This window comes from Nonomuraea sp. NPDC049421, assembly GCF_040677005.1.
GTDB classification, from domain to species: domain Bacteria; phylum Actinomycetota; class Actinomycetes; order Streptosporangiales; family Streptosporangiaceae; genus Nonomuraea; species Nonomuraea salmonea.
The window spans coordinates 395,722-422,423 of sequence record NZ_JBFAQA010000003.1; the positions used below are offsets into that span (position 1 = coordinate 395,722).

Genomic DNA, 26,702 nt, shown 5'->3' on the forward strand with positions numbered 1-26,702 from the left:
CGTGTCTCGCTCTCATTGTCTCTCCGCGGTGGCCGGGCGCCGGGGCGCCCTAGAGATGCTTGTAGACCTGGTCGAGGCCGATGCCTCTGGCGATCATGAGCACCTGGACGTGGTAGAGGAGCTGCGAGATCTCTTCCGCTGCCCTGTCGTCTGACTCGTGTTCGGCCGCCATCCAGCTCTCGGCGGCCTCCTCGACGACCTTCTTGCCGATGGCATGGACGCCGGCGTCGAGCGCGGCCACGGTGCCCGAGCCCGCGGGCCGGGTCCTGGCCTTCTCTGACAGCTCGGCGAACAGCTCTTCGAAGGTCTTCATGGTCTCTCTCGTCGTTCGGCTGGCGTGCCTGCTAAGCCTAGTCTGCGTCACGGGGTGACGCCGCCCGGCGTCCGCCACGCGAGACGACCGTCATCACCTGGTCATGAGTCCGGACACATCGGACGGCTGTCAGACGGCGAGAGATGACGGTCCTTGATGCGACGAACGACGGCGGCGGGCAGCGCGGCCTCAAGGGCTGACCAGGAAAGCACGACGCCCGCCGCACCTCGGGGGTGCGGCGGGCGATGTTCGTGCATCAGAACCGGTCAGCGCTCGTAGCGGCGGCCGGAGTTGCGGCGGTAGCCGCCGTTGCCGCGCTCGTCGGTACGCCCGGAGCGGTAACCCCCGGGACGGTCGTCGGAGCGGTAACCGGCGGGCCGGTCGTCGGAACGGTAGCCGCGGTCGCGGTCACCCGAGAACGGGCGGCCACGGTCGGAGCCGTAACGCGGGCCACGGTCGTCCTGGCGCAGCGGGCGGTCGTCGGAGCGGTAGCCGCCCCGGCCGCCGCGCCCCTCGCGCCTACGGTCGTCGCTGAACGTGCGGGGCTCCTGCGAGCGCCCGAACGGCCGCTCACCCTCACCGTGCCGGTGCGGGCGGCGCTCGTCGGACGGAGCGCTGAACGGCCGGTCGCCGTCGTGGCGGCGCGGCGCGCGGTTGCCGTCGATCTCGCGGCGGGGCCTGCGCTCACCGTCGAACTCACGGCGCGGACGCCGGTCGTCGCCGAACGACCGCTCGCCGTCCTCGTGGCGGCGCGGGCGGCGCTCACCGTCGAAGTCGCGGCGGCCGCGGCGGCCACGGCGCTCGGAGGTGCCGCCGTCGCGGCGCGGGCGCAGCGGCTTGCGGACGTCGGGCTCCCACACGGGGATGGACTCGCCGCTCGGCGTGCGGGCCCCGGCCACCTCGGCGAGGCGCGGGTGGCCCGGCGTGGCCTTGAGACGGAACGGGTGGATGCCGGCCCTGCGGGTGAGCGCGTCGGTCGAGCGGCGCTCGTTGGGCAGCACCAGCGTCACCACGGTGCCCTTCTCGCCGGCGCGCGCCGTGCGGCCGCCCCGGTGCAGGTAGCTCTTGTGGTCCTGCGGCGGGTCGACGTGCAGCACCAGGCTGATGTTGTCGACGTGGATGCCGCGGGCGGCGACGTCGGTGCAGACCAGCACGTTGACGGAGCCCTCGCGGAACTCCGACAGGATGCGAGTGCGCTGGTTCTGGCGCTTGCCGCCGTGCAGGCCGCCGGCCTTGACGCCGACCCTGGCGAGCTGCTTGCACAGCCGGTCGACGCCGTGCTGGGTGCGGACGAAGATGATCGTACGGCCCTCGCGGTTGGCGATCTCGGCCGTGACGTCGAACTTGTCGTCGCGCGTCACCTGCACGACGTGGTGCTCCATGGTGTCGACCGGGGAGGTCGCGGGGGCCACGGAGTGGGTGATGGGGTTCTTCAGGAAGCGCTGCACCAGCTTGTCGACGTCGCCGTCGAGCGTGGCGGAGAACAGCAGCCGCTGGCCGTCGGACGGGGTCTGCCCGAGCAGGTCGGTGACGACGGGGAAGAAGCCGAGGTCGCACATGTGGTCGGCCTCGTCGAGGACGCTCACCTCGACGTCGCCGAGCGAGCACTCGCCCTGCCTGATGAGGTCGCCGAGACGGCCGGGGGTGGCGATGACGATGTCGACGCCGCGCCGCAGCGCCTCGATCTGCTTGCCCATCGACATGCCGCCGACGACGACCTTCATGCGCAGCCCGAGGCCGCGGCCGAGAGGCTCGAGGGCGTCGTGCACCTGGAGCGCGAGCTCACGGGTGGGCACGAGGATCATCGCGCGGGGCCGCCCTGGGGCGGGCTTCACGCCGGCGATGCGGGCCATGGTGGGCAGGCCGAAGGCGAGCGTCTTGCCGGAGCCGGTCTGGCCGCGGCCGAGCACGTCATGGCCGGCGAGCACGTCGGGGATCGTCGCGCTCTGAATGGGGAACGGGCTGTCGAAGCCCAGCTTGGCCAGCCCGTTGACGAGCGGCTTCGGCAGGCCGAGCAGCTCGAATTCGGACGGGCCCGGCTCGATCGTGGTGTCGTCGAGCGTGGGCATGACAGCGTCAAGCATGGTCACGAAAGTCGTGCCTTTCCGTCGAAGTGGCACGTCACTTCTGCGAAAGGACGAGCCAAGGCATGCGGCGGGGCCGCACTGGTTAAGGGCACCCGCCGTCATGGGGGCGGGAAGAGGAGGGGGGACATACCTGGCACCGGCCGCAGGCGGTGTGAGACGCGCGATGAGACGTCAGGTACATCTGTTACCAACGCCGGGGATGTTATCGGATATTCCCCCGGGACGCGCCCGGACTTTCCGGAAACGCTATTGCACGCTGAAACGGCTGACGCTTTACGCCAGCCGTGACAGCGGAAAAGATCAGACGTTGAAGCCTAGCATACGGAGCTGCTCGCGCCCCTCGTCAGTGATCTTGTCAGGGCCCCACGGCGGCAGCCAGACCCAGTTGATCTTCACGTCGGACACCATGCCGTCGAGCGCGGAATGCGCCTGGTCCTCGATGACGTCGGTCAGCGGGCAGGCGGCGCTGGTCAGCGTCATGTCGATGGTGGCGACGGGCTTGCCGCCGTCGGCCGGGTCGAGGTTGAGCCCGTAGATCAGGCCCAGGTCGACGACGTTGATGCCGAGCTCGGGGTCGACGACGTCCTTGAGGGCTTCCATGACCTCGTCGGCACTCGTCTCGCCGTCGAAATCGGTCGGCGTCTCCACTGGCTTGCTCATTGGGCAGCGCTCCTCACAACCGCATCCTTGTAGGCCATCCAAGAAAGCAACGCGCATTTGACACGCGCCGGGAACTTGGCCACGCCCGCGAACGCGACCGCGTCGCCGAGGACGTCCTCGTCGGCCTCCACCTGTCCCCTGCCCTGCATCAGCCGGGTGAACTCGTCGACCACGGACAGCGTCTCCTGGACCGTCGAGCCGGTGGCCAGCTCGTGCAGCACGGAGGCGGCGGCCTGGCTGATGGAGCAGCCCTGGCCGTCGTAGGAGACGTCGAGGATCTTGCCGGCGTCGTCCACCTTGACCCTGAGCGTGATCTCGTCGCCGCACGTCGGGTTCACGTGGTGAACCTCGGCGTCGTACGGCTCGCGCAGCCCCCGCCCCTGCGGGTGCTTGTAGTGTTCCAGGATCAGCTCCTGGTACATCGACTCGCCGATCATGGCTATGCGAACACCTTCTGAACGTGATGGAGGCCGCGCACCAGGGCGTCGATCTCGCCCGTGGTGTTGTACAGGTAGAAAGACGCCCGCGTGGTCGCCGGTATTCCGAAACGCAGGTGCAGCGGCCGCGCGCAGTGGTGCCCGACGCGTACGGCGACCCCGAACGTGTCGTCCAGGATCTGCCCCACGTCGTGCGGGTGGATGCCCTCCAGCGTGAACGACACCGTGCCCCCGCGCTCCTCCAGCGTCTCAGGGCCGATGACGCGCAGCCCGGGCAGCTCGCGCAGCGCCTCGAGGGCGTAGGCCGTCAGGGCGCGCTCGTGCTCCTCGATGGCGTCCATGCCGACCTCGGTGAGGTAGTCGACCGCCGCGCCGAGCCCGATGGCCTCGACGATGGGCGGCGTGCCCGCCTCGAACTTGTGCGGGATCGGCGCGTACGTCGAGCGGTCCATCCAGACCGCCTCGATCATCTCGCCGCCGCCCAGGAACGGCGGCATCGCCTCGAGCAGCTCGGCCCGCCCCCACAGCACGCCGATGCCCGAGGGGCCGACCATCTTGTGGCCGGTGAAGGCCACGAAGTCGGCGCCCAGCGCGGTCACGTCGGTGCGGTGGTGCGGCACGGACTGGGAGGCGTCGAGCGCGAGCAGCGCGCCCACCTCGTGAGCCCGCCGCGCCACCTGGGCCACCGGGTTGATCGTGCCGAGCACGTTCGACTGGTGGGCGATGGAGACGACCTTGGTGCGCTCGGTGATGAGCGCGGGGTCGTAGTCGAGCCGGCCGTCGCCGGTGACGCCGAACCACTTCAGCGTCGCGCCCGTGCGCTGCGCGAGCAGCTGCCACGGCACGATGTTGGAGTGGTGCTCCATCTCCGAGACGACGATCTCGTCGCCCGGCCCCAGCGTGAAGCGGGGGTCGGTGTTGGCGGGGTTGCCGAAGGAGTAGGCCAGCAGGTTGAGCGCCTCGGAGGCGTTCTTGGTGAAGACCACTTCCTCGCGTGCCGGCGCCCCGATGAAGCCCGCCACCTTGTCGCGGGCTCCCTCGTAGGCGTCGGTGGACTCGGCGCCCAGCACGTGCATGGCGCGCCCGACGTTGCTGTAGTGCAGCGCCAGGTGCTCCCGCATGGTCTCGATGACCTGGTTGGGCTTCTGTGAGGAGTTGCCCGAGTCGAGATAGACGAGCGGACGCCCGTCGGGCAGCTCGCGGGAGAAGACCGGGAAATCCTTCCTGATCTTCTCCACATCGAAGCTGGTGGAAGTCATGCAGATGCCTTCGTGTACTGCTCGTAGCCCTCGGCCTCGAGCTTCTCGGCCAGTTCGGGCCCGCCCGCCTCGACGATGCGGCCCGCCGCGAAGACGTGGACGAAGTCCGGCTTCACGTAGCGCAGGATGCGGGTGTAGTGGGTGATGAGGAGCACGCCGGTCTCGCCGGAGGCGCGGAAGCGGTTGATGCCCTCCGACACCACGCGCAGCGCGTCGACGTCGAGGCCGGAGTCGGTCTCGTCGAGCACCGCGATCTTCGGCTTGAGCAGCTCCATCTGGAGGATCTCGTGGCGCTTCTTCTCGCCGCCGGAGAAGCCCTCGTTGAGGTTGCGCTGGGCGAAGGCCGGGTCGATGGACAGCGCGTCCATGCCGTTCTTCAGGTCCTTGGCGAACTCGCGCAGTTTCGGCGCCTCGCCGCGCACGGCGGTGACGGCCGAGCGCAGGAAGTTCGAGACCGACACGCCGGGGACCTCGACCGGGTACTGCATGGCCAGGAACAGGCCCGCGCGGGCCCGCTCGTCGACCGACAGCTCCAGCAGGTCCACGCCGTCGAGCAGCACCTGGCCGCCGGTGATCGTGTATTTGGGATGACCGGCGATCGCGTAGGCGAGCGTCGACTTGCCCGAGCCGTTGGGGCCCATGATGGCGTGGGTCTCGCCGGCCTTCACGGTCAGGTTGACGCCGCGCAGGATTTCCTTGTCCTCGACGGCGACCTGCAGGTCACGGATCTCAAGGGTGGACATGTGCTTAGGACTCCTTCGAGAGCGAGACGAGGACGTCATCGCCGTCGATCTTCACTGTGTAGACGTTGACTGGGCGGGTCGCGGGAGGTCCGGTGGGCTTGCCCGTGCGGATGTCGAAGCACGAGCCGTGCAGCCAGCACTCCAGCGTGCCGTCGTAGACCTCGCCCTCGCTGAGCTTGACCTCGGCGTGGGAGCAGATGTCGTGCAGGGCGAAGACGTCGCCGCCCTTGCGCACGAGCGCGACCGGGGTCTCACCGACCTCGACGCCGATGACCCCGTCTTCGGGGATGTCGGCGAGCTTGCACACCTTCTCGAAACCGCTCATCGCGCGAGCTCCGCCTCCAGGGCGTTCATGACGCGCTCACGGATCTCCTCGATCTCGATCTTCTCGACCAGCTGGCCGAGGAAGCCGCGCACGACCAGCCTGCGGGCCTCGTCGTGCGGGATGCCGCGGGCCTGGAGGTAGAAGATGTGCTCGTCGTCGAGGCGGCCGGAGGCGGAGGCGTGCCCCGCGCCGGCGACCTCGCCGGTGAGGATCTCGAGGTTGGGCACCGAGTCGGCGCGGGCGCCGTCGGTGAGGATGAGGTTGCGGTTGAGCTCGTAGGTGTCGGTGCCCTCGGCCTCGACCCTGATGATGACGTCGCCGATCCAGACGGCGTGCGCCTCCTCGCCCTGCAGCGCGCCGCGGTAGTCGACGTTGCTCTTGCAGTTGGGCTGCGAGTGGTCGACCAGCAGGCGGTGCTCGAGGTGCTGCCCGGCGTCCACGAAGTAGACGCCCGACATGTCGGCGTCGCCGCCCGCGGCGGTGTAGGAGACGCTGGGCGACAGGCGTACGAGGTCGCCGCCGAGCGTCACCACGAAGCTGCGGAACGTCGCGTCCTTGGCGAGCTGGGCGTGGTGGGCCGAGACGTGGACCGCGTCGTCGTTCCAGTCCTGGAGGCTGACGACCTTGAGGCTGGCGCCCTCGCCGACGACGAACTCGATGTTGTCGGCGTAGACGGCGCTGCCCTTGTGGTCGAGCACGAGCACGGCCTCGGCCAGCGGCTCGACCTTGACCACGATGTGGCCGTAGGCGGCGCCGGCGGCGACGGCCTGCTCGCCGGTCAGCGTCAGCACGGTCGGCCTGGAGGTGACGGCCTCGCGCGGCACCGTGATGACGGTGGCCTTCTCGAAGCTGGTCCAGGCCTGGGCGCTGACCCGGTCGGACGGCACGAACGACGTGCCGAGGCGGGCGTCGTCGCGGCCGACCGTCTCGACGGTCACCTCGGGCGCCGCCTCGACGTCGACGCGGACGTGGCCGGCCGGCTCGGCCTTGCCGTTGTGCAGGCCCTTCAGGCGGGAGAGCGGCGTGAAGCGCCACGACTCCTCGCGACCCGTCGGGACGTCGAAGTCGGCCAGGTCGAAGGACGACTTCTCGTGCAGGGTCGACAGGGGCTTCTCGTTCAGGCCCATCAGCCGACGGCTCCTTCCATCTGCAGCTCGATCAGCCGGTTGAGCTCGAGCGCGTATTCCATGGGCAGCTCACGCGCGATCGGCTCCACGAAGCCGCGCACGATCATCGCCATCGCCTCGTCCTCGTCGAGCCCGCGGCTCATGAGGTAGAACAGCTGGTCCTCGCTGACCTTGGAGACCGTGGCCTCGTGGCCCATCGAGACGTCGTCCTCGCGGACGTCGACGTAGGGGTAGGTGTCGGAGCGGCTGATCTGGTCGACCAGCAGGGCGTCGCACTTGACGGTGCTGGCGCTGCCGTGGGCGCCCTCCTCGATCTGCACGAGACCGCGGTAGGAGGTGCGGCCGCCGCCGCGCGCCACCGACTTGGAGATGACGCTGGAGCTGGTGTTGGGCGCCAGGTGCACCATCTTCGAGCCGGCGTCCTGGTGCTGGCCCTCGCCGGCGAACGCGACGCTCAGCGTCTCGCCCTTGGCGTGCTCGCCCATGAGGTAGACGGCCGGGTACTTCATCGTGACCTTGGAGCCGATGTTGCCGTCGATCCACTCCATGGTCGCGCCCTCGTAGGCGACGGCGCGCTTGGTGACCAGGTTGTAGACGTTGTTGGACCAGTTTTGGATGGTCGTGTAACGGCAGCGGGCGTTCTTCTTCACGACGATCTCGACGACCGCGCTGTGCAGCGAGTCGGAGGAGTAGATCGGCGCGGTGCAGCCCTCGACGTAGTGGACGTAGCTGTTCTCGTCGACGATGATCAGGGTCCGCTCGAACTGGCCCATGTTCTCGGTGTTGATCCGGAAGTAGGCCTGCAGCGGGATCTCGACCTCGACGTTCGGCGGCACGTAGATGAACGAGCCACCGGACCACACGGCGGTGTTGAGCGCGGCGAACTTGTTGTCGCCCACCGGGATCACCGAGCCGAAGTACTCCTTGAAGATGTCCTCGTGCTCGCGCAGGCCCGTGTCGGTGTCGACGAAGATGACACCCTTCTCCTCGAGGTCCTCACGGATCTTGTGATAGACGACCTCGGACTCGTACTGGGCCGCGACGCCGGCGATGAGGCGCTGCTTCTCCGCCTCGGGGATGCCGAGCTTGTCGTAGGTGTTCTTGATGTCGGCGGGCAGCTCGTCCCAGGAAGCGGCCTGCTTCTCGGTCGAGCGCACGAAGTATTTGATGTTGTCGAAGTCGATGTCGGTGAGGTCGGAGCCCCACGTCGGCAGCGGCTTCTTGTCGAACAGGCGGAGGCCCTTCAGGCGAAGGTCGAGCATCCACTCCGGCTCGTCCTTGAGCCCGGAGATGTTGCGGACGACCTCCTCGGACAGGCCTCGCTTGGCCGCCGCACCCGCGGCATCCGGGTCGGCCCAGCCGAACTTGTAATTCCCGAGGCCTTCCAGCTCCGGGCGGTCGGTGACAGTCACCTTCCGGTCTCCTTGCTCTTGTCTTTATGTGCGGAATCGGCCAGGGACTGGGGGGAAACGTGCGTGGTGCACACCCCGTCGCCGTGGGCGATCGTGGCCAGGCGTTGCACCGGGGTGCCGAGCAGCTGCGCGAACGCCTCCGTCTCGGCCTCGCACAGCTGCGGGAACTCCGCGGCCGCGTGAGCCACCGGGCAGTGGTGCTGGCAGAGCTGGTCGCCGCCGGACTTGGCCTTGGTGGCCGAGGCGGCGTACCCCTCCGCCGACAGAGCCTGCGCCAGCATCTGCACGCGCTGGTCCGCGGGCACCGTCCGCATGGCCGGCTCCAGCCGCTGGAGCAGGCTCGCCACCTGCTCGCGGGCGAAGTCGGACACGGCTTCCTCTCCCATGCGCCGGGCCAGGAATCGCAGCGCGCTCCCTGCCAGGTCGTCATAGGCGTGCTCGAAGGCACTGCGCCCCGCATCGGTGATCGCGAACAGCTTGGCCGGCCGCCCGCGCCCGCGCTGACCGCGCGGGCGGATCGTGCGAGGCTCGATCATCCCCTCGGCCACCAGGGCGTCGAGGTGACGCCGGACGGCGGCGGGCGTGAGCCCGAGCCGCTCGCCCAGGGCGGCGGCCGCGATGGGACCATGCTCCAGGATCAGCCTGGCGACACGGGCGCGCGTGCCGCGCTCGCTGCCTGGCTCCATCGTGGACATGTTTTTCACAACATCAGTGTGCCGTAATTCCTTCCCGGTGCACAAACGGATCTGAGCAGGGGCGGGAATGGAATTTGTCACGCAGGGTAGGCTTACCTAACTTTTGTCGCCTTTGCCCGGCCCAGGATCGTGAACGACAGCGCCGAGCACAGGAAGAGCCCGAGCATGACACATGCCATGGGCAGCGCGGAGCCGGATCCGGCAAGTCCGACCAGCGGGGCGGCGGCCGCGCCCAGCGCGAACTGCAGCACGCCGGTCAGCGCCGAGGCGCTGCCCGCGACCTGGGCGGGCTGGGAGCCGAGCGCCAGCGCGCCGGTGCCGGGCAGGGTCAGGCCCTGGCCGAGCATGATGACGAACAGGCCCGCCACCACGCCCCACAGGCCGAGGTCGGCCAGCGCGGCGGTCAGCAGCGTCACCGCGCCCGCCAGCGAGATGGCCAGGCCGATGCGGACCAGCAGGACGGGCGGTACCCGCCCCGACAGCCGGCCGCCGACCTGCGCGGTGATGGTCAGCGCCAGGGCGTTGAGCCCGAAGATGAGCGAGTACTGCTGGGGCGTGGCGCCGTACACCTCCTGGAGGACGAACGGCGAGCCGGAGATGTAGCCGAACATCGCGCCGAACGCCAGGCCACCGGTCAGGGCGAAGCCCATGAACGTACGGTCGCGCAGGAGCTGCCAGAACGTGCGCACGGTGTGCTTGAGCCCGCCGGCCTCGCGCTGTCCCGCCGGCAGGGTCTCGCGCACACCGGCCAGCACGGCCACCAGCAGCACGAGGCCCGCGAGGCTGAGCGCCACGAACACCCCGCGCCACGACGTGAACGCCAGCAGCTGCGCCCCCGCGATCGGGGCGAGGATCGGCGCGAGACCGCTGACCAGCATCAGCGTGGCGAAGATGCGGGCGATGGCGGCGCCGTCGTACAGGTCGCGCACGACCGCGCGCACGATGACCAGCGCGGCGCCGCCCAGCACGCCCTGCAGCAGCCGGAAGACGATGAGGGCGGGCACCGAGGTCGCGAACGCGCACAGCAGCGAGGCGGCCATGAACCCGGCGACGCCGATCATCAGCGGCACCCGCCGCCCGCGCACGTCGCTGAGCGGCCCGGCGACCACCTGGCCGACGGACACGCCGATGAGGCAGGCGGTCAAGGTGAGCTGCACCTGCGCGGGCGCGCTCAGCATCTCGGAGGTGATGGCGGGCAGCGCGGGGAGGTACATGTCGATGGACAGCGGGCCGATCGCCGACAGCGCGCCGAGGATCAGCAGCAGCAGTCCGCGGCGGCTCCTCCGCTCCTGCGGGACGGCCGTGCCTGCTGGACCTGCTGCGTTCTGTGCTGAACCCGGTGCTGCGGGTGTGGTGACGGACGATGCTGCGGACGTGGCGGCTTCGGCCACGGACATGCGTGTTCCCCTCTCCCTCGTCGGCGCTGGCCCCCGAGGGCCGAGGTGTAGGAACGGTGTTCCGGTCCTCCTAATTCCCGGTTATCTGATATTTCCTGACTTTTCGCAAGAGCCGCACGCGACGGCGCTCTCACCTGCGCGGCGAACCGCCCCGTGGAGTCCCTAAACTCGTGGCCATGGAATCCCGAGCCGCCGAGCCACGGCAACCGGCCGTCGAGGTCGCCGGCCTGGTCAAACGCTACGGCGCCACCACGGCCGTCGACGGCCTCACCTTCCGGGCCGAACGCGGCGAGGTCACCGCGGTCCTCGGCCCCAACGGCGCGGGCAAGACGTCCACCGTGGAGATCTGTGAGGGGTTCCGCAGCGCCGACGGCGGCACGGTCAAGGTGCTCGGCCTCGCCCCGACGCGGCCCGAGCTGCGCGCCCGCGTCGGCATCATGCCGCAGGCCGGTGGCGTGCCGCCGGCCACGCGCTGCGCCGAGTGGCTGCGCCTGGTCGCCCGCTTCTACGCCCGTCCGCTCGACCCCGGCGCGCTGCTCGCGCGGCTGGGGCTGACCGAGCACGCCCGCACCCCGTTCCGGCGGCTGTCCGGCGGGCAGCAGCAGCGGCTGTCGCTGGCCGCGGCCGTCATCGGGCGTCCCGAGCTGGTCTTCCTCGACGAGCCGACGGCCGGCCTCGACCCGCAGGCCCGCCACGCGTGCTGGGACCTCGTCGGCGAGCTGCGCGGCGCGGGGGTGTCGGTCGTGCTCACCACCCACCACATGGACGAGGCCGAGCGGCTGGCCGACCACGTCGTCATCATCGACAGGGGCCGCGTGGTCGCCGAGGGCAGCCCGGCCTCGCTGACCGGGGCCGAGCGGCAGCTGCGGTTCAGGGCGCGTCCAGGGCTGGCGCTGGAAGAGCTGCTCAACGCGCTCCCCACGGGCAGCGCGGCCAAGGAGTCGCCGGCCGGCCACTACATCATCGAGGGCCTGGTCGGGCCCGAACTGCTGGCGACGGTCACCGCCTGGTGCGCGGCCGAGGGCGTCACGGCCGACGACCTGCGCATCGAGCGGCGCACCCTCGAAGACGTCTTCCTCGAGCTGACCGGCAAGGAGCTGCGATGACCGCGCTCGACTTCACGCCCGCGCCCGGCGCGGCGCCGTTCCCGCGCATGGTGCTGGCGCAGGCCGGCGCGGAGATGCGGGCCACGCTGCGCAACGGCGAGCAGCTGCTGCTGACGCTCATCATCCCCGTGCTGCTGCTGACCGGCTTCTCGCTGGCGCCGCTGATCGACGTGGGCGGCGGCCGGCGGGTCGACTTCCTGGTGCCGGGGGTGCTGGCGCTGGCTGTCATGTCCACCGCCTTCACCGGGCAGGCCATCGCCACCGGCTTCGAGCGCCGCTACGGCGTGCTCAAGCGGCTGGGCGCGACGCCGCTGTCCAGGAGCGGGCTGATGCTGGCCAAGACCGCGGCCGTGGTCGGCGTCGAGCTGGTGCAGGCCGTGGTGATCGTGGCCGTGGGGCTGGCGCTGGGCTGGCGGCCGCACGGGTCGTTCCTGGGCGCGGCGCTGCTGATCGTGGCGGGCACGGCGGCCTTCAGCGGGCTGGGGCTGCTCATGGCGGGCACGCTGCGGGCCGAGGCCACGCTGGCCGCCGCCAACCTGGTCTACCTGGTGCTGCTGGGGGTGGGCGGGGTGATGTTCCCGCTGCGCGCGTTCCCCGAGGGGGTGCGGCCGGTGCTGGAGGCCCTGCCCATCGGGGCGCTGACCGGCGGCCTGCGCTCGGTGCTCGCCGACGGCGCCGCGCTCCCGCTCGTGCCGCTCGCGGTGCTCGCCGCGTGGGCGGTGCTGTCGCTGGGGCTGGTCTCGCGGACGTTTCGCTGGGAGTGACGCTCAGACACCTGTTTCCGTGGCGGCGCGCAGGGCGCCGTAGCGGCGGCGGCTGAGCACGGCCACCGCCGTCAGCGGCACGGCGGCCGCCGCGGCCAGGCCGAACAGCAGCGCGTACCGTCCGTCCTCGGCGAGCGGGCCCGCCGCCCACGACGCGACCGCGCTGCCGACGAACAAGGCGCAGGCGAAGAACGCGATCGTGGTCCCCCTGGCCTCGGGCACGACCGAGGTGGCCCAGGTCTGCAGCGAGGAGTGCAGGAACGACCAGCCGCCGCCGAGCAGCAGCGCGGTGACGGCCACCAGCGGCACGTTGACGTGCACGCTCACCAGGGCGAACCCGAGGCACAGCTGCGCGCCGCCGACCAGCATGAGCACGCGTGCGGGCCAGCGTCCCGAGAGCGTCTTGACCAGGCGTGAGAAGCCCCAGAGGCCCAGCCCGTACGCGGTGATGGCCAGGCCCGCCACGGCGGCGGCCAGCCCGGTGTGCTGCAGCGCGGTGGCGAGGAACGGCATCGCGCCCAGCATGATGGCCCCTTCGGCGAACGCCAGCCCGAACACCAGCAGCGCCCACCGCTGCCCGAGCACCGCCCCCAGATGCCCGGCGACGCCCCTGCCCGCTCCCGCGTGCGCGGGCGGCTCGGGCAGCGAGCGCAGCGCGAGGGCGCAGACCAGCGCGCACACCGCCGGTACGGTGAACGCCACCCGCCAGTCCACGAACCCCGCCACGATCCCGCCGAGCCCGGTGGCCAGCGCCGTGCCGAGCGCGGCGGCGGCCATGAGGTCGGTGAGCGCGCGCTGGCGTACGGAGGGCGCGACGGTGTCCCCCACGTACGTCAGGCCCGTCGGGATGACCGCGCCGAAGCACGCGCCCGTGACGACCCTGGCCAGCACCAGCGCCCACAGCACCGGCATCAGCGCGGAGACCGCGCCCGCGGCCGCGGCGCCGAACAGCGCCCAGCGCATCACCCGCACCCGCCCGAACCGGTCGGACAGCAGGCCCCACAGGGGCTGGGTCAGCCCGTACGCCAGGTAGTAGCCGCTGGCGGCGGTGACGGAGGCGGACAGCGGGACGTCCAGGTCGGCGGCGATGAGCACGAGCATGGGGCTCACCGCGAACCGGTCGAAGCTGCTGACGAAGGAGGACACGGACAGGGCCAGCGGCGGCCGGGCGAGGTTCACCGGCGGAGTGGGGGCTTTCATCGATCCCTGGTGGTTTTGTCCGGAAATATGAGCCAGATGTCAGTCGTACCACCTCAGACAGGGAATGTCGCCTGACCTGGGTAAGCTCAGACGGTTGTCCCGCACCACCGAGGAGTTCCGTGACCGACTTCGCCCTCGATGATCCGCTCGACCGCGGATCCCGCCTGAGCGGCGCCGGCAACCTGCTGCGCAGCGCCGCCGACTCGATCCCGCCCACGGGGCTCGTGCTGCTCGGCATCTTCTCGGTGCAGCTGGGCGCCGGGTTCGCCAAGGAGCTGTTCGGGGTGCTGCCGCCGAGCGCGGTGGTGTTCCTGCGCATCGCGGCGGGGGCGCTCATCATGGGGGCGTTCGTCCGGCCCAGGCTGAGGGGGCTCTCCTGGCGTGACTGGGCGGTGGGCGCCGGGTTCGGCATCACGCTCGCGCTCATGAACCTCGTCTTCTACGAGGCGCTCGCGCGGCTGCCGATGGGCATCGCGGTGGCGATCGAGTTCCTCGGGCCGCTCGGCGTCGCCGTGGCGGCCTCCCGGCGGCGCATCGACCTGCTGTGGGTCGGGCTGGCGGGCGCCGGTGTGGTGCTGCTGGCGCCCTGGGGCGAGTCCGACACAGTGAGCTGGCTCGGCATCGCGTTCGCGCTGATGGCGGGGGTGTTCTGGGCGGCGTACATCCTGCTGTCGGCCGCCGCCGGGCGGCGCTTCCCCGGGACGAGCGGGCTCGCGTTCGCGATGATCGTCTCCACCGTGGTGATCGCGCCCGTCGGCGTCACCACCGGCGGCGCCGACCTGCTGCAGCCCGAGCTGCTGCTCATCGGGCTCGGCGTGGGGCTGCTGTCGTCGGTGATCCCCTACTCGCTGGAGCTGCAGGCGCTGCGGCGGATGCCCAAGCACGTCTTCGGCATCCTCATGAGCATGGAGCCGGCCGCGGCGGCGCTGATCGGCGTGCTGGTGCTCGGCGAGATCCTGCACGCGCAGCAGTGGGCGGCGATCGTGTGCATCGTGGCCGCCAGCCTCGGCTCGACCAGGACGAGCCGGGCCCGGGGATAGTCACGAAGGTTCCGCCGCGCGCCCGTGGGATGGGGTCTCTCGGGCGCGCGGCGGTGGGCTCGGCTCGGTGGGCGGGGTGTGCCGAGCCCGGGAAGGTCAGCGGAGTGCGGGAGTCCGCTTGACCAGGCATGCGCCATCAGCGGATGCGGGGTGACCGCATCCGTCGTGGACGAGAATGGTGGGCCCGCCGGCGTTCGCCGCTCTGGCGGCCCGCATCGAGATTACCCCTATCGGGGAGTGCTCGATCCGTGAATGTCGGAACTTGCGGTCAGTGCAGCGTTCTGTTCCCGTTCGGTTCCCGGCTCAGTGTTCTGCCCAGATGCCTCGAACGTGGCCGATGTGCTCGGCCATCAGGTGCCCGACCGCCTTGCCGTCGCCGCTCTTGAGCGCGTCGAGCAGTTGCAGGTGCTCCCTGGCCGAGTCGGTCAGCGTGCCGCGCTCCGACAGCTGCGACAGGCCGTACAGCCTGGCCCTGTTGCGCAGGTCGCGGACCACCGACACCAGGTGCGCGTTGCCGCTCAGCGACAGCAGCTCGACGTGGAAGCGCAGGTCGGCGTCCACGTACGCGAGCAGGTCGCCCCGCTCGCTGGCCGAGACGATCTCCTCGGCGACGGGCCGCAGCCGCTCGAACTCCTCCGCCCGCGAGCTGTCGGCCAGCCGCGAGACCGTCGGCACCTCGATGAGCTGGCGGATCTCGGTCAGCTCGTCGAGGTCGCGGTCGGACAGCTCGGTCACCCTGAAGCCCTTGTTGCGCACCGCCTCGACCAGGCCCTCCTTGGCCAGGTCGAGCATCGCCTCGCGGACGGGCGTCGCCGAGACGCCGAACTGGGCGGCCAGCACCGGCGCGGAGTAGACCACGCCGGGGCGCATCTCACCCGTGATCAGCGCGGCCCGCAACGCGTGCGCCACCTGCTCGCGCAGGCTCTGGCGCTCTCCCACCATCGGCAGATCCAGCCGGTCGTCGGCAGTCATCCGCCCATCCCTTCTATGTCCACGCCTCGTAAGCGGCTGCCGCGACCACGAGGTCCTCCCACGCCATGCCGGTGCTCTTGAACACGCGCGGCCCCGGACCCGCGACCACCCTTCCGGCGATCAGGTCGGCGAGGTTACCGGCGAGATGGCGAGAGGTGATCGTACCCCGGCCGATCGGCACGAGGAGGTCTCCCGCCTCTTCCAGGGCGGCCGCCCTCGCCTCGACGACCACGGTGGCGCGCGCGACCAGGTCGTCGTCGAGCTCGCGGGCGCCGGGCTCGTGGGAGCCGACGGCGACGACGGTGACACCGTCGCGGGCGAGCTTACCGGGGAACAGGGGGGTCCTGGCGGTGGTGCAGCACGCGACCAGATCAGCCCCGGCGACGGCCTCCGCCGCCGGGCCGGCGGCAGGGCCCGCGGGCGCGGCCTCGCGGTTGGTCAGGGCGCGGTTGGTCAGGGCGCGGTTGGTCAGGGCGCGGTTGGTCAGGGCGCGGGCGGTGAGGCCCTGGGCGCGGCAGTGGGCGGCGAGCGCCTCGGCGCGGGCGGCGTCGCGGCCGACCACCGTGACCTCCTCGACGGGCCGCACCTCGCGCAGGGCCGCGACGTGCCCGTACGCCTGCGGCCCGCTGCCGAACACCACCAGCCGCCGCGCCCCCTCCTCGGCCAGGTGCCGGACGGCCAGGGCCGAGACGGCGGGCGTGCGCAGCGAGGTCAGCGCGATCCCGTCCAGGGCGGCGAGCGGCGCCAGGGTGTCGCCGTCGAACAGCAGGTACGTCCCCTGGATCCGGGGCAGCCCGCGCTCCGGGTTGCCTGGCGCGATGCTCACGACCTTGACGCCCGCGTACCGCCGGGTGGCGGCGGGCATCAGCAGCAGCTGCCCCGCGGCCACGTCCACGACCGGCCGCTGCGGCGTCGCCTCCGGATCGAGCCCGGCCAGCAACGCCTCCTCCAGCACCGCCACGGCCCGCCCCATGGGCACCAGCCGCTCGACGGTGGCCGCGTCGAGATAGGGCAACCCACCCGTCGGCGCGCTCATCGGAGCGTGAATCCGGTCGGGAACGGGTCGGCGGGGTCGAGCTCGAAGATGTGCCGGCCCGTCCTGTACGCCGTGCCGTCGATCTCCGCCACCACGCCGTCGCTGGTCGTGGCCCCCACACGGGCGGTGAAGACGCTGCCCACGACGCTCTCGTGCACCAGCGTCGCGGTCCCGTCGGCGTCGTGCAGCAGCGCCATGCGGGCGGCCGTGCCGGAGCCGCAGGGCGAGCGGTCCACCTCGCCGTCGGCGAAGACGGTGACGTTGCGCTGGTGCCGTACGCCGTCCAGGTCGGGCAGGTCCTCGTGGAAGATCACGCCGTACACGCCGGAGAGCCGCTCGTCCGACGGGTGCCGGGTGGCGGGGTGGCCGGCCAGCGCGGCCTTGATGCGGCGGGCGTGCTCGATGAGCGCGCCCAGGTGCCGCGGCTCGACGGTCAGGCCGAGGCCGGCGGCGGGCAGCGAGGCGTAGACGGCGCCGCCGTACGCGAGATCCACCAGGACGTCCCCGGCGGGCACGCCTCTGGCCAGGACGAAGGAGGGCACGTTGACGAAGGTGACGGCCTCGACGCGGCCGGCGGCGGTGCGTACGCGGGCGGTGACCCGCCCCGACGGCACGTCCACCACCACGTCGGTCACCCCGTCGGCCGGAGCCTCGACCAGCCCTTCGTGCACCGCGTACGCGCCCAGCGCGATCGTGCCGTGCCCGCACGCGGTGGAGAAGCCGTCCTTGTGCCAGAACAGCGCACCCAGCTGCGCGCCCGGGTCGTCGGGCGGCACCAGGAAGCAGCCGTACATGTCGGCGTGACCGCGCGGCTCGTTGCACAGCAGCCGCCGCACGTCGTCGAACTCGGCCATCGCCGTGGTGCGCCGGTCGAGCACGCCGGAGCCGGCGATCTCGGGCACCCCGCCGGTGACGACGCGGAACGGCTCACCGCCCGTGTGGTAGTCGACGGCCGTGATCATCGCGGCGTCCTCACAGCTCGAAGCCGGCGGGGAACGGGTCGCGAGGGTCGAGGAAGTATTGGGCGGTGCCGGTGATCCAGGCGCGCCCGGTGATCGAGGGCAGGATCGCGGGCCGCCCGCCCACCTCGGTCTCCTCCAGCACCCGGCCGATGAACCGGGTGCCGATGAACGACTCGTTCACGAACTCCTTCCCGGTCTCCAGCTCGCCGCGTGCGTGCAGCTGCGCCATGCGCGCGCTGGTGCCGGTGCCGCACGGCGAGCGGTCGAACCAGCCGGGGTGGATGGCCATGGCGTGCCGGGAGTGCGTGGCGTCGGAGCCCGGCGCGGCGAAATAGACGTGGTGGCAGCCGCGGATGCGGTCGTCCTCACGGTGCACCGGCTCGTCGGCCGCGTTGATCGCCTCCATGGTGGCCAGGCCGGCGGCGATGATCTCGTTCTTGGCTGCGCGGTCGAACGGCAGGCCGTAGTGGTCGAGGTTGACGATGGCGTAGAAGTTGCCGCCGTAGGCCAGGTCGTACGGGATCTCCCCGAACCCCGGCACGCTCACCTTGGCGTCCAGCCGGTCGCAGTAGGACGGCACGTTGCGCAGCGTCACCGACATGGCCATGCCGTCCTCGACCTCGACGTCCACCTCGACGAGCCCGGCGGGCACCTCCAGACGTACGGTGGTGACCGGCTCGACGACCTCCACCATGCCGGTCTCGACCAGCACGGTCGCCACCCCGATGGTGCCGTGGCCGCACATCGGCAGCAGCCCCGACACCTCGATGAACAGCACCCCGAAGTCCGCGTCCGGCCTGGTGGGCGGCTGCAGGATGGCGCCGCTCATGGCCGAGTGGCCGCGCGGCTCGGTCATGAGCAGGGTGCGGATGTGGTCGAGGTGGTCGCGGAAGTAGACGCGCCGCTCGGCCATGCTCGCGCCGGGGATGACGCCGATGCCGCCGGTGATGACGCGGGTCGGCATGCCCTCGGTGTGGGAGTCGACGGCGTGGAAAACGCGCTTTGTCCTCATCGCAGCCCTTCTGCCAGTGCCTTCTCGGTCGCCGCCCGCACGATAGCGGCCTGCTCGTCGGTGAGCGGCTGCCTGGGCGGCCTGCACCGGCCGCCGTGCCGGCCCGCCACGTCCATCGACAGCTTGATGGCCTGCACGAACTCGGTCTTGGAGTCCCAGCGCAGCAGCGGGTGCAGGCTGCGGTAGAGGGGCAGCGCCGTCTCCAGGTCGCCCGCCACCGCCGCCCGGTAGAGTGCGGCGCTCGACTCGGGCAGCGCGTTCGGGTAGCCGGCGATCCACCCCTTCGCGCCCGCGATCGCCAGCTCCAGCAGCACGTCGTCGGAGCCGATCAGCAGGTCGAGCTCGGGGGCCAGCTCGGCGATCTCGTACGCCCGCCGCACGTCCCCGGAGAACTCCTTGATCGCCACGATGAGCCCCTCCTCGTGCAGCCTGGCGAGCAGCGCGGGGGTCAGGTCGACCTTGGTGTCGTAGGGGTTGTTGTAGGCCACGACCGGGATGCCTGCCTCGGCGACCTGCGCGTAGTGCTCCAGGACGGCCCGCTCGTCGGCCCGGTAGGTGTTGGGCGGCAGCAGCAGCACCGAGCCGCAGCCGGCCTCGGCCGCCTGCTCCGCCCAGCGGCGCGACTCGGCCGCGCCATACGCGCCGACCCCGGCCATCACCCGCGCGCCGCCCACGGTCTCGACGGCGGTCTCGATCGCCTTGGCCCGCTCGTCGTGGGTGAGCGTCTGGTATTCGCCGAGCGAGCCGTTCGGCACGACGCCGTCGCAGCCGTGCTCGACCAGCCAGGCGCAGTGCTCGGCGTAGCGGCCGTAGTCGACCGACAGGTCGTCGCGCAGGGGCAGCGCGGTGGCGACCATGATGCCGTGCCAGGGCTTGCTGCGGTTGTCCATCGGGGCAGTCCTCCAGGGGTCAGTGAGCGGGGCGCTCGTCGGGGTCGGTGGTGAGCTCGGCCAGCGCGCCCAGCGTCACCGGCTGGGCGATCGGGCGGCGCGGCGGCTGCGGCGGTTCCCCGGCCAGGCAGGAGACGGCGTAACCGCAGATGCGGCCCTGGCACCAGCCCATGCCGGGGCGGGCCAGGAGCTTGACGGCGCGGGCGTCGGTGGCGCCGAGCTCCTGCGCCTCGCGTACGCGCGCCAGCGGCACCTCCTCGCACCGGCACACGAGCGTGTCGTCGCGCAACCAGGTACGCCACCCCGCCTTGACCGGATACGCCTCCTGCAACGCCGCCCCGAACCCCCGCGCCCGCTCCCGCCGCCGCAACAGCACCGCGGGAACACCGTCGTCGGCGGAACGGCCGGCGGCGGTGGCGACGGCGTGGCCGGCGATGCGGCCCTCCAGCTCGGCGGGCCGCCATCCGGCCACGCCGGTGGGCTCGCCGGCCGCCCAGACGCCGGGGACGCTGGTGCGCAGGGCGACGTCCACGTCGAGCACGGGGCTGCCGTCCACGTCGTGCCTGCTCGCGCAGCCGAGCTGGGTGCCCAGCTCGATCTGCGGCACGAACCCGTAGCCCACGGCCACGGTGTCGCACTCGACGACGCGGGTGGCCAGCACGTTCCAATCGGCGTCGAGCCTGGCCACGGTGACGGCTTGGACCTCGCGCTCGCCGTGCGCGGCCACGACCGCCTGTCTGGTCCGGTACGGCACCCGATGCCGGGCCAGTGCGGCGGCGTACCCGGCGGCCTCGCCCGCCTTGCCCAGGGCCCGCAGAGGATGCCTGGCCAGCCCGAGCCCGCCGTTGGCCTCGTGCACACCGAGCACCCGCGCCCCGGCCGCGGCCAGCCCGGCGGCGACCGGCAACAGGAACGGCCCGGTACCGGACACCACGATCCGCCGCCCCGCGACGACCCCGGCCCCCTTGAGCAGCGCCTGCGCACCACCGGCGGTCAGCACCCCGGGCAGGTCCCACCCGGGGAACGGCAACGGCCGATCATGCGCACCGGTCGCGATCAGCAACCGCCGGCCACGCACCTCGACAACGCGCTCCCCATCGGTGCCGCGCGTGGCGCAGTGCACGAGGAAGTCGCCGCCGGGTTCGCGGGAGACGTTCCAGACCTGGTGGCGCAGCAACACGTCGGCGCGCGTCTCCAGGGCCCGCGCCTGGCGCAGGAACCGGGCGAGGTCGGGCGAGACCTTCCCCCCGGTCTCCTCGGCGGCGGTGTGGCGGAAGTACTGGCCGCCGAGTCGGAGGCCGGAGTCCAGCAGGGCCACGCGCAGGCCGGCCAGGGCCGCCGTGAGGGCTCCTGCCACCCCCGCGGGGCCGCCGCCGATCACCACGAGGTCGTATGTCCCGCCGTCGGGAACCCCGCCGCCGAGCACGGTGCCGTCGGTCGATGGCCTGGTCACGCCGTCGTCACCTCGTCCCCGGGAGCCGCCTCCAGGAGGCACGCGCGCTCGGGCGGGCGGCCGTTCACCGAGATGAGGCAGTCGAAGCAGACGCCGATGCCGCAGAACAGCCCGCGCGGCCGCCCGCCGAAGCGGGTGCTGCGCCACGACCGCACCCCGGCCGCGTGCAGGGCCGCGCCGATGGTCTGGCCGGGCACGACCGGCACCTGCCGGCCATCCACAGTGATGTGGAAGGTCATGCGGCCTCCTCCGCGAAGCGGTCGGGACGGAAGGGGTGCAGGTCGAGCGCGGGCCGCTCGCCCGTGAGCAACTGGGCGAGCAGGTGCCCGGTGGCGGGCGCGAGCCCGATGCCGGCGCCCTCGTGCCCGCAGGCGTGGTAGAGCCCTGGTACGCGCGGATCGGCGCCGATGACGGGCAGGTGGTCGGGGCAGTACGGCCGGAACCCGCAGTAGGACCTGATGGCCCGGATCCCGCCCAGCGCGGGGAACAACTCGACCGCCTGACGGGCGAGCCGAGCGAGCACGGGCACGGAGGTGGTGCGGTCGAACCCGACGCGTTCCCTGCTGGCCCCGATGAGCACGGTCCCGGCGGGAGTGCCCTCGATGACGGCCGAGGTCTCCAGGCCGGCGTTGTCGCTGGCGACGTTGGTGACGTAGGCGGCGGTGTAGACCTTGTGCCTGATGAGCGGCTCGCTGAGCGGCTCGGTGACGAGGATGAAGCCGCGCCGTGGCAGGATCGGCAGCTCGGCCCCGGCCAGCGCGGCGACCTCGCCGCCCCAGGTGCCCGCCGCGTTGACGACGGCGCCGCCGAGCACGTCGCCCTGGGTGGTGCGCACACCGGTGAGCCGGTCGCCGGAGCGCAGGAACCCGGTGACGCGGGCGCCGAGCCGCAGGCGCAGCGTCCCCTCGCCGAAGCTCTCGGCGCCGTGCCTGAGCAGGGTGGCGGCCGCGAGCATGGGCTGGACCTGTGCGTCCTGCGGGTAGAAGACCCCGCCGGCCAGCCCGTCCGCGAGGTGCGGCTCGTAGTCGCGCAGCCCGGACGCCGGGACGAGGAGGTGCTCCACGCCCTGCTGCCCGGCCAGGTCGGTGAGCGCGACCATGACCTTCTCGGTCTCGGCGACGACGAGCCCGCCCTTGGGCTCGAACTCGAACCCGCCGTGCCCGGCCAGCTCGCGCCACAGCCGGTTGGACAGCACCGCCAGCTCCAGCTCGGGCCCCGGCTCCTTGTCGGAGACCAGGACGTTGCCCTCGCCCGAGCCGGTCGTGCCGCCGGCCACGGGCCCGCGGTCGATCACGGTCACGTCGAGTCCCGCGCGCGCGGCGTAAAAGGCGCAGGCCGCGCCCACGACTCCGGCGCCGACGACGATCACGTCGGACATCACCACCTCCTCCCAGTAATATGTCACATACCTTGAGGGCTTGAGAAGCCCGTATCAGCGGGTCCGGTGGCCGATGGCGGGACCGCCCGGTCCGGCCCCTACCATCGATGACGTGAAGCTACCCGCCGACAGCACCAACCCCTTCGCCCGGCTCCTGCGCTCGTTCTGGGTTCCGACCGAACGGTCCATGCGGGCATGGGCGCTGGCGTCCGTGGTGGTCAACGCCGGCATCACGGTCACCGGGGCGGGTGTGCGCGTGACCGCCTCCGGGCTGGGCTGCCCGACCTGGCCGCGGTGCACGCCCGACAGCTTCGTCCCCGTGCTGCATCCCGAGGTCGATCCGCTCAACATGGCGGTGGAGTTCGGCAACCGGCTGCTGACGTTCCTGGTGCTGGCGGTGGGCGTGGCGTGCGTGCTCGCGGCGCTGCGGACGGCGCCCAGGCGCACCTCGCTCGTCCGGCTGGCCTGGCTGCAGCCGGTCGGCATCGTCGCCCAGGCGATGTGGGGCGGGCTGGTGGTCAACACCATGCTCAACCCGTTCACGGTCGGCATGCACTACCTGATCTCCAGCGGCCTCATCGCGGTCTGCTGGCTGCTCTACGCGCGCTCGGGCGAGGGCGACGCCCCCGTGCGGCGCATCACCCACCGCGACATCAGGCGGCTCGGCCACGTGCTGCTGGCCGCCGTGTTCGTGCTGCTGGTGGTGGGCGTCGGGGTCAGCGGCACCGGCCCGCACTCGGGCGACGCGCTGGCCTCCCGCTTCGACTTCGACATCGAGGCCATCGCCCGCTTCCACGCCGACATCGCCTACGCCGTGGTCGGGCTGACGTTCGCGCTGCTGTTCGCCCTCCACGTGACCAACGCGCCGCGTCCGGCCCGGCGGGCCGCCCTCGCCCTGCTCGGGGTGGAGCTGCTGCAGGGTGTGATCGGCTACACGCAGTGGTTCCTCGCCGTGCCGGCGATGCTGGTGCTGCTGCACGTCCTCGGCTCGACCCTGGTGTGGATCGCCGCGCTGCGGGTCGTCACCTCGCTGCGGGCCCGCGACCGCGAGCCCGCCCCCGTGAGCCCCTCCCCCACCGAAACGGCCGCCGCCCTCTGATCGGATATGCCAGGGTTTAAGGGGTGATGTCCGCCACTCCCCCGGCTCCGAAGGGGTGCGATTTGCTGGGAAAAGTCCGCCTCTCCCGTAAGGCGCTCCGCCGCACGTACCAGGGGCTGGTGCTGGCCAGCGTGCTGGCCCTGGCCCCCATGACATGGGCCTGGCTGAGCAGCTACGGGCATCGGACCACGGTGGACGACACGGCGCAGGACGCCGGCTGGCAGGCGCGGGTGCCGGCCGCGCAGGCCGCGCTCGTGCTGGGCGCCGGCCTGTACGACGGCGTCCACCCCAGCCCGATGCTGGCCCGCAGGCTCGACATCGCCGCCGGCCTCTACCAGACCGGCAAGGTACGCGCCCTGCTGCTGTCGGGCGACAACAGCCGCGCGGACTACGACGAGCCGACCGCGATGCGCGACTACCTCCGCGCCAGGGGCGTGCCCGACGCCGTGATGGTGCTCGACTACGCCGGGTTCGACACGTGGGACTCGTGCGTGCGGGCCCGCCGCGTCTTCGGCGCCGAGCAGGTCACCGTGGTCACCCAGGAGTTCCACCTTCCCCGCGCGGTGACGTTGTGCAGGGCGGCGGGGCTGGAGGCGTTCGGCGTGGGCGACGACTCGGCCGGGCGCTACGCCGCCACCACCTACGCCGGCGCCGCCCGCGAGCTGTTCGCCACCGGCAAGGCGTTCGCCGACGCCGTGATCCTGCGCTCCGACCCCGTCTTCCCGGGGCCGCGCGAGATCTCGCTCACGCAAATCCTGGCCGAGTCGCCGGCCGGTCAGGTGGGGGCGCCGGGAGCGTAGCCGGGCGGGGGTGAGCCCCGCGCCGCCGATCGCGCGTGCATCGACGGCATGGGGAAGTCGGCCCTGGCCGTGCTCATGCACTCCAGCAGCGCCCGCTGCTCCTCGTGGAAGGTGTGCTCGTCGACCATGTGGCGGGCCGCCCGCTCGTGCAGCAGCCCCAGCTCGGTGGCCGCGAGCTGGTAGTCGCGCATGGCGCGCACGCCGGCCTTGCCGCCGTGGGCGCGGGCCCACTGCCGGGCCTGGCGGCGCCGCGAGAAGGCCGAGAGCATGTAGATGTCGGCCTGGGTGACGAGCTTGGTCGGCTCGTACGGCGGCAGGTAACGCTGGATGAGCGCCACGATGCGCCGCCGGTCCCTGAACACCACGCCTATGAGCACCACCAGCACGACCAGCAGCGCCAAGTAGGCCACCACGAGCCCGGGGAACCCGCCGTAGGAGGCCAGGCCGTTCCACAGCCCATGGAGGATCATCGCGCCGGTCCAGCCGGCCAGCACGTACGTGGTGCGCTCAGGCCCGCTGCGCTGCGCCGCGTACGCCACCGCGACCCCGATCATGGAGCTGAACAGCGGGTGGGCCAGCGGCGAGAGCACCCCGCGCAGCACCACCGTGACGGCCAGCCCCTTGACGCCCGAGGTGGACAGGGCGCCGAGGTAGTAGCTGACGTTCTCGCTCATGGCGAAGCCGAGGCCGACCATGCTGGCGTAGATGACGCCGTCGGTGGGCCCGTCGAGCTCGGCCCTGCGGAAGCGCAGCAGCCCGAGCAGCACCAGCCCCTTCATCGTCTCCTCCACGACCGGGGCGCCGAACGTGGCCGCGATGTTGCGGGCGCTCGCCTCCGACAGCTTGGCGGTGTCGATGATGTAGTGCAGGTTGAGCGAGTTGATCACGCCGGCGACGAGCACCGCGATGCCCGCGCCCCAGGCGAAGGCGAAGATGAGGTTGCTGCGCGGCTCGGGCTCCATGCGGTCGAGCGCCAGCACCGCGGCGAGCAGCAGCGGCACCGGCGCGAGCGCGAGTGCGAGGGCGATGAAGAACTGCACCGGAGCGCCGTTGATCACGTCGAAGGAGAACGAGACGAGGGCGCAGATGCCGGTGACGACCAGCCCGATGATCAACGCGAACGACGGGCGGTCCTTCAACACCCAGCGTGGATCACGGGTCGCCATAGGGTGACTTTAACGGATCAGAGTGCCGGGGTCCGTGCGGGTCCTCGCAGTGCCGGTCGAGTCCCGGCACACCGTGATCGACCTGCAGCGTCGTGTGACCGATCGCGAACCGCTCGTGCAGCAGGTCCGCGAGCCGGGTGCGCACCTGGTGGCAGTCGGAGCCGCGGGCCACGATCACGTGGGCCGACAGCGTCGGATAGCCACTCGTCACCGTCCAGACATGCAGGTCGTGCACCTCCTCCACGTCGGCGTCCGCGGCGAGCAGGCGGCCGATCTCGTCGGGGTCGAGGTCGCTGGGCGCGGCCTGGAGCAGCACGCGGCCGGAGTCGCGCAGCAGCCCCCAGCCTGCCTTGAGCATGAGCGCCGCCACCACGAGCGCGGCGATGGCGTCGGCCTGGCGGAAGCCGGTCAGCCAGACCACGAGGCCGGAGACGGCGGTGGCGACGAAGGCGTACATGTCGTTGAGCACGTGCTGGAAGGCGCCCTCGACGTTCAGGCTGCGCCGGTTCGCCTTCGACAGCAGCAGGGCGGCGCCCGCGTTGACCGCGATCCCGGCCACCGCGGTGACCAGCACGATCGGGCCGTGCACGTCGGGCGGCTCCAGGATGCGGTGCACGCCCTCGTAGACGAAGTACGCCACGAGCAGCAGCAGCGTCACGCCGTTGATCTGCGCCGAGAGGATCTCGGCCCGCTTGTAGCCGAAGGTGTAGGCGCCCTTGGGCGGGCGGGCGGCGATGCGCATGGCGATCAGCGCCAGCGCGATCGCGCTCGCGTCGGTCAGCATGTGGGCGGCGTCGGAGATCAGCGCGATCGAGTTGGCGACCACGCCGGCGGCCACCTCGGCCACCATGAAGGTGAGGATGAGCGCGAGCGCGCCCCAGAGGTACCGTTTGTCAGTCTCAGGGCTCAGCGCGTGCCCGTGACCGTGACCGTGACCCCCGCTCATCCCGTCTCCTTCAGATGCTCCCGGCTCAGGTCGAGCAGCATGCGGACGTGGGCGTCGGCCAGCCGGTAGTAGATCGTCCTGCCGGCCCTGCGGCTGGCCACGATCCCGGCCGTGCGCAGCAGGCGCAGCGCGTGGGAGACGGCGGTGTCGGTCACCTCGACGGCGTCCGCCAGGTCGCACACGCACAGCTCGCCCGCCTCCAGCAGCGCGTACAGCAGCCTGGCCCTGGTGGGGTCGCCGAGCAGGCGGAACAGCTCGGCCAGCCGGGTGGCCTCCTCAGGCGTCACGAGCCGGTCGCGGGTGGCCGCGACCCTGGCGGCGTCGGCCTCCGGCACGGCGCATCCGTCCAGGCTGGTGACAACATCTGAAGAGGTGTTCATATGTGCATGATACGGACGTGAAAAAGCCCGGCGCAATGGCCGG

General features: G+C 71.9%; 28 protein-coding genes. 5 read left to right on the forward strand and 23 right to left on the reverse strand.

Annotation, left to right across the window (positions count from 1 at the left end; all coding sequences use genetic code 11):
- Nucleotides 1–49: 49 nt before the first annotated feature.
- The 11 genes from AB0K18_RS07885 to AB0K18_RS07935 form a co-directional block, all read right to left on the reverse strand.
- Nucleotides 50–313 (reverse strand): phosphoribosyl-ATP diphosphatase, encoded by a 264-nt coding sequence (locus AB0K18_RS07885; protein ID WP_364911425.1) that lies wholly within the window; start codon nt 311–313, stop codon nt 50–52.
- A gap of 266 nt (nt 314–579) precedes the next feature.
- On the reverse strand, nt 580–2,397 hold the full coding sequence (locus AB0K18_RS07890) for a DEAD/DEAH box helicase (RefSeq protein WP_364911428.1): 1,818 nt from the start codon (nt 2,395–2,397) through the stop codon (nt 580–582).
- A 303-nt stretch (nt 2,398–2,700) separates the two neighbouring features.
- The gene (locus tag AB0K18_RS07895; protein WP_364911431.1) at nt 2,701–3,060 is read right to left on the reverse strand and encodes a metal-sulfur cluster assembly factor; all 360 of its coding nucleotides are present in this window, start codon (nt 3,058–3,060) and stop codon (nt 2,701–2,703) included.
- Nucleotides 3,057–3,497: a Fe-S cluster assembly sulfur transfer protein SufU gene (gene sufU, locus AB0K18_RS07900; RefSeq protein ID WP_364911434.1), complete on the reverse strand. Its 441-nt coding sequence runs from the start codon at nt 3,495–3,497 to the stop codon at nt 3,057–3,059. Before sufU ends, AB0K18_RS07895 begins: the two co-directional genes overlap by 4 nt.
- 2 nt (nt 3,498–3,499) lie before the next feature.
- A complete protein-coding gene (locus AB0K18_RS07905; RefSeq protein ID WP_364911437.1) occupies nt 3,500–4,756 on the reverse strand; it encodes a cysteine desulfurase in 1,257 nt (418 codons plus the stop codon).
- A complete protein-coding gene (gene sufC / locus AB0K18_RS07910) occupies nt 4,753–5,499 on the reverse strand; it encodes a Fe-S cluster assembly ATPase SufC (RefSeq protein WP_345386094.1) in 747 nt (248 codons plus the stop codon). Before sufC ends, AB0K18_RS07905 begins: the two co-directional genes overlap by 4 nt.
- A 4-nt stretch (nt 5,500–5,503) precedes the next feature.
- Nucleotides 5,504–5,824, reverse strand: a complete 321-nt coding sequence (locus AB0K18_RS07915) for a non-heme iron oxygenase ferredoxin subunit (protein ID WP_364911440.1) — start codon at nt 5,822–5,824, stop codon at nt 5,504–5,506.
- On the reverse strand, nt 5,821–6,951 hold the full coding sequence (gene sufD, locus AB0K18_RS07920) for a Fe-S cluster assembly protein SufD (protein ID WP_364911443.1): 1,131 nt from the start codon (nt 6,949–6,951) through the stop codon (nt 5,821–5,823). The genes AB0K18_RS07915 and sufD overlap by 4 nt, the downstream gene beginning before the upstream one ends.
- Nucleotides 6,951–8,363, reverse strand: a complete 1,413-nt coding sequence (gene sufB / locus AB0K18_RS07925; RefSeq protein WP_364911446.1) for a Fe-S cluster assembly protein SufB — start codon at nt 8,361–8,363, stop codon at nt 6,951–6,953. Before sufB ends, sufD begins: the two co-directional genes overlap by 1 nt.
- On the reverse strand, nt 8,360–9,058 hold the full coding sequence (locus tag AB0K18_RS07930; protein WP_355421859.1) for a metalloregulator ArsR/SmtB family transcription factor: 699 nt from the start codon (nt 9,056–9,058) through the stop codon (nt 8,360–8,362). The genes sufB and AB0K18_RS07930 overlap by 4 nt, the downstream gene beginning before the upstream one ends.
- A gap of 92 nt (nt 9,059–9,150) precedes the next feature.
- The gene (locus tag AB0K18_RS07935; protein WP_364911451.1) at nt 9,151–10,455 is read right to left on the reverse strand and encodes a multidrug effflux MFS transporter; all 1,305 of its coding nucleotides are present in this window, start codon (nt 10,453–10,455) and stop codon (nt 9,151–9,153) included.
- A gap of 176 nt (nt 10,456–10,631) precedes the next feature.
- Here AB0K18_RS07935 and AB0K18_RS07940 point away from each other — a divergent pair, with 176 nt between their 5' ends.
- Both AB0K18_RS07940 and AB0K18_RS07945 read left to right on the forward strand, forming a co-directional pair.
- Nucleotides 10,632–11,561 carry an ABC transporter ATP-binding protein gene (locus tag AB0K18_RS07940; protein ID WP_364911454.1) on the forward strand — a complete coding sequence of 310 codons (930 nt, stop codon included), beginning with the start codon at nt 10,632–10,634 and terminating at the stop codon, nt 11,559–11,561.
- Nucleotides 11,558–12,325 (forward strand): ABC transporter permease, encoded by a 768-nt coding sequence (locus AB0K18_RS07945; protein WP_364911457.1) that lies wholly within the window; start codon nt 11,558–11,560, stop codon nt 12,323–12,325. Before AB0K18_RS07940 ends, AB0K18_RS07945 begins: the two co-directional genes overlap by 4 nt.
- A 3-nt stretch (nt 12,326–12,328) precedes the next feature.
- Here AB0K18_RS07945 and AB0K18_RS07950 read toward each other — a convergent pair whose 3' ends face one another.
- On the reverse strand, nt 12,329–13,525 hold the full coding sequence (locus AB0K18_RS07950; RefSeq protein WP_364911460.1) for an MFS transporter: 1,197 nt from the start codon (nt 13,523–13,525) through the stop codon (nt 12,329–12,331).
- A gap of 119 nt (nt 13,526–13,644) precedes the next feature.
- Between AB0K18_RS07950 and AB0K18_RS07955 the strand changes: the two genes are divergently transcribed.
- Nucleotides 13,645–14,565: an EamA family transporter gene (locus AB0K18_RS07955; protein ID WP_355421843.1), complete on the forward strand. Its 921-nt coding sequence runs from the start codon at nt 13,645–13,647 to the stop codon at nt 14,563–14,565.
- Nucleotides 14,566–14,868: 303 nt separating this feature from the next.
- Here AB0K18_RS07955 and AB0K18_RS07960 read toward each other — a convergent pair whose 3' ends face one another.
- The 8 genes from AB0K18_RS07960 to AB0K18_RS07995 are packed head-to-tail and all read right to left on the reverse strand — an operon-like array spanning nt 14,869 to nt 22,295.
- The gene (locus AB0K18_RS07960) at nt 14,869–15,537 is read right to left on the reverse strand and encodes a GntR family transcriptional regulator (protein ID WP_364911464.1); all 669 of its coding nucleotides are present in this window, start codon (nt 15,535–15,537) and stop codon (nt 14,869–14,871) included.
- A 13-nt stretch (nt 15,538–15,550) separates the two neighbouring features.
- The gene (locus AB0K18_RS07965; RefSeq protein WP_364911467.1) at nt 15,551–16,573 is read right to left on the reverse strand and encodes an ornithine cyclodeaminase family protein; all 1,023 of its coding nucleotides are present in this window, start codon (nt 16,571–16,573) and stop codon (nt 15,551–15,553) included.
- Entirely contained in the window at nt 16,570–17,535 is a 966-nt protein-coding gene (locus AB0K18_RS07970) for a proline racemase family protein (RefSeq protein ID WP_364911470.1), read from the reverse strand. The genes AB0K18_RS07965 and AB0K18_RS07970 overlap by 4 nt, the downstream gene beginning before the upstream one ends.
- Before the next feature lie 10 nt (nt 17,536–17,545).
- Complete coding sequence (locus AB0K18_RS07975; protein WP_364911473.1) at nt 17,546–18,547, reverse strand: proline racemase family protein; 1,002 nt, start codon at nt 18,545–18,547, stop codon at nt 17,546–17,548.
- Nucleotides 18,544–19,437, reverse strand: coding sequence for a dihydrodipicolinate synthase family protein (locus tag AB0K18_RS07980; protein WP_364911476.1), 894 nt, complete (start codon nt 19,435–19,437; stop codon nt 18,544–18,546). Before AB0K18_RS07980 ends, AB0K18_RS07975 begins: the two co-directional genes overlap by 4 nt.
- 19 nt (nt 19,438–19,456) lie before the next feature.
- The gene (locus AB0K18_RS07985; protein WP_364911479.1) at nt 19,457–20,890 is read right to left on the reverse strand and encodes an NAD(P)/FAD-dependent oxidoreductase; all 1,434 of its coding nucleotides are present in this window, start codon (nt 20,888–20,890) and stop codon (nt 19,457–19,459) included.
- A complete protein-coding gene (locus tag AB0K18_RS07990; RefSeq protein ID WP_364911482.1) occupies nt 20,887–21,129 on the reverse strand; it encodes a (2Fe-2S)-binding protein in 243 nt (80 codons plus the stop codon). Before AB0K18_RS07990 ends, AB0K18_RS07985 begins: the two co-directional genes overlap by 4 nt.
- Complete coding sequence (locus AB0K18_RS07995; RefSeq protein ID WP_364911485.1) at nt 21,126–22,295, reverse strand: FAD-binding oxidoreductase; 1,170 nt, start codon at nt 22,293–22,295, stop codon at nt 21,126–21,128. Before AB0K18_RS07995 ends, AB0K18_RS07990 begins: the two co-directional genes overlap by 4 nt.
- Before the next feature lie 85 nt (nt 22,296–22,380).
- Between AB0K18_RS07995 and AB0K18_RS08000 the strand changes: the two genes are divergently transcribed.
- The gene (locus tag AB0K18_RS08000) at nt 22,381–23,367 is read left to right on the forward strand and encodes a COX15/CtaA family protein (protein WP_364911488.1); all 987 of its coding nucleotides are present in this window, start codon (nt 22,381–22,383) and stop codon (nt 23,365–23,367) included.
- Between the two features lie 62 nt (nt 23,368–23,429).
- Nucleotides 23,430–24,167: an ElyC/SanA/YdcF family protein gene (locus tag AB0K18_RS08005; protein ID WP_364911491.1), complete on the forward strand. Its 738-nt coding sequence runs from the start codon at nt 23,430–23,432 to the stop codon at nt 24,165–24,167.
- Here AB0K18_RS08005 and AB0K18_RS08010 read toward each other — a convergent pair.
- From AB0K18_RS08010 to AB0K18_RS08020, 3 genes are read right to left on the reverse strand one after another with little or no spacing between them, the layout of a single operon-like run.
- A complete protein-coding gene (locus AB0K18_RS08010; RefSeq protein ID WP_364911494.1) occupies nt 24,143–25,333 on the reverse strand; it encodes a PrsW family intramembrane metalloprotease in 1,191 nt (396 codons plus the stop codon). The two genes, AB0K18_RS08005 and AB0K18_RS08010, sit on opposite strands and share 25 nt — an antisense overlap.
- On the reverse strand, nt 25,320–26,279 hold the full coding sequence (locus AB0K18_RS08015; RefSeq protein WP_364911497.1) for a cation diffusion facilitator family transporter: 960 nt from the start codon (nt 26,277–26,279) through the stop codon (nt 25,320–25,322). The genes AB0K18_RS08010 and AB0K18_RS08015 overlap by 14 nt, the downstream gene beginning before the upstream one ends.
- Entirely contained in the window at nt 26,276–26,659 is a 384-nt protein-coding gene (locus AB0K18_RS08020) for a metalloregulator ArsR/SmtB family transcription factor (RefSeq protein WP_345386133.1), read from the reverse strand. The genes AB0K18_RS08015 and AB0K18_RS08020 overlap by 4 nt, the downstream gene beginning before the upstream one ends.
- Nucleotides 26,660–26,702 lie beyond the last annotated feature (43 nt).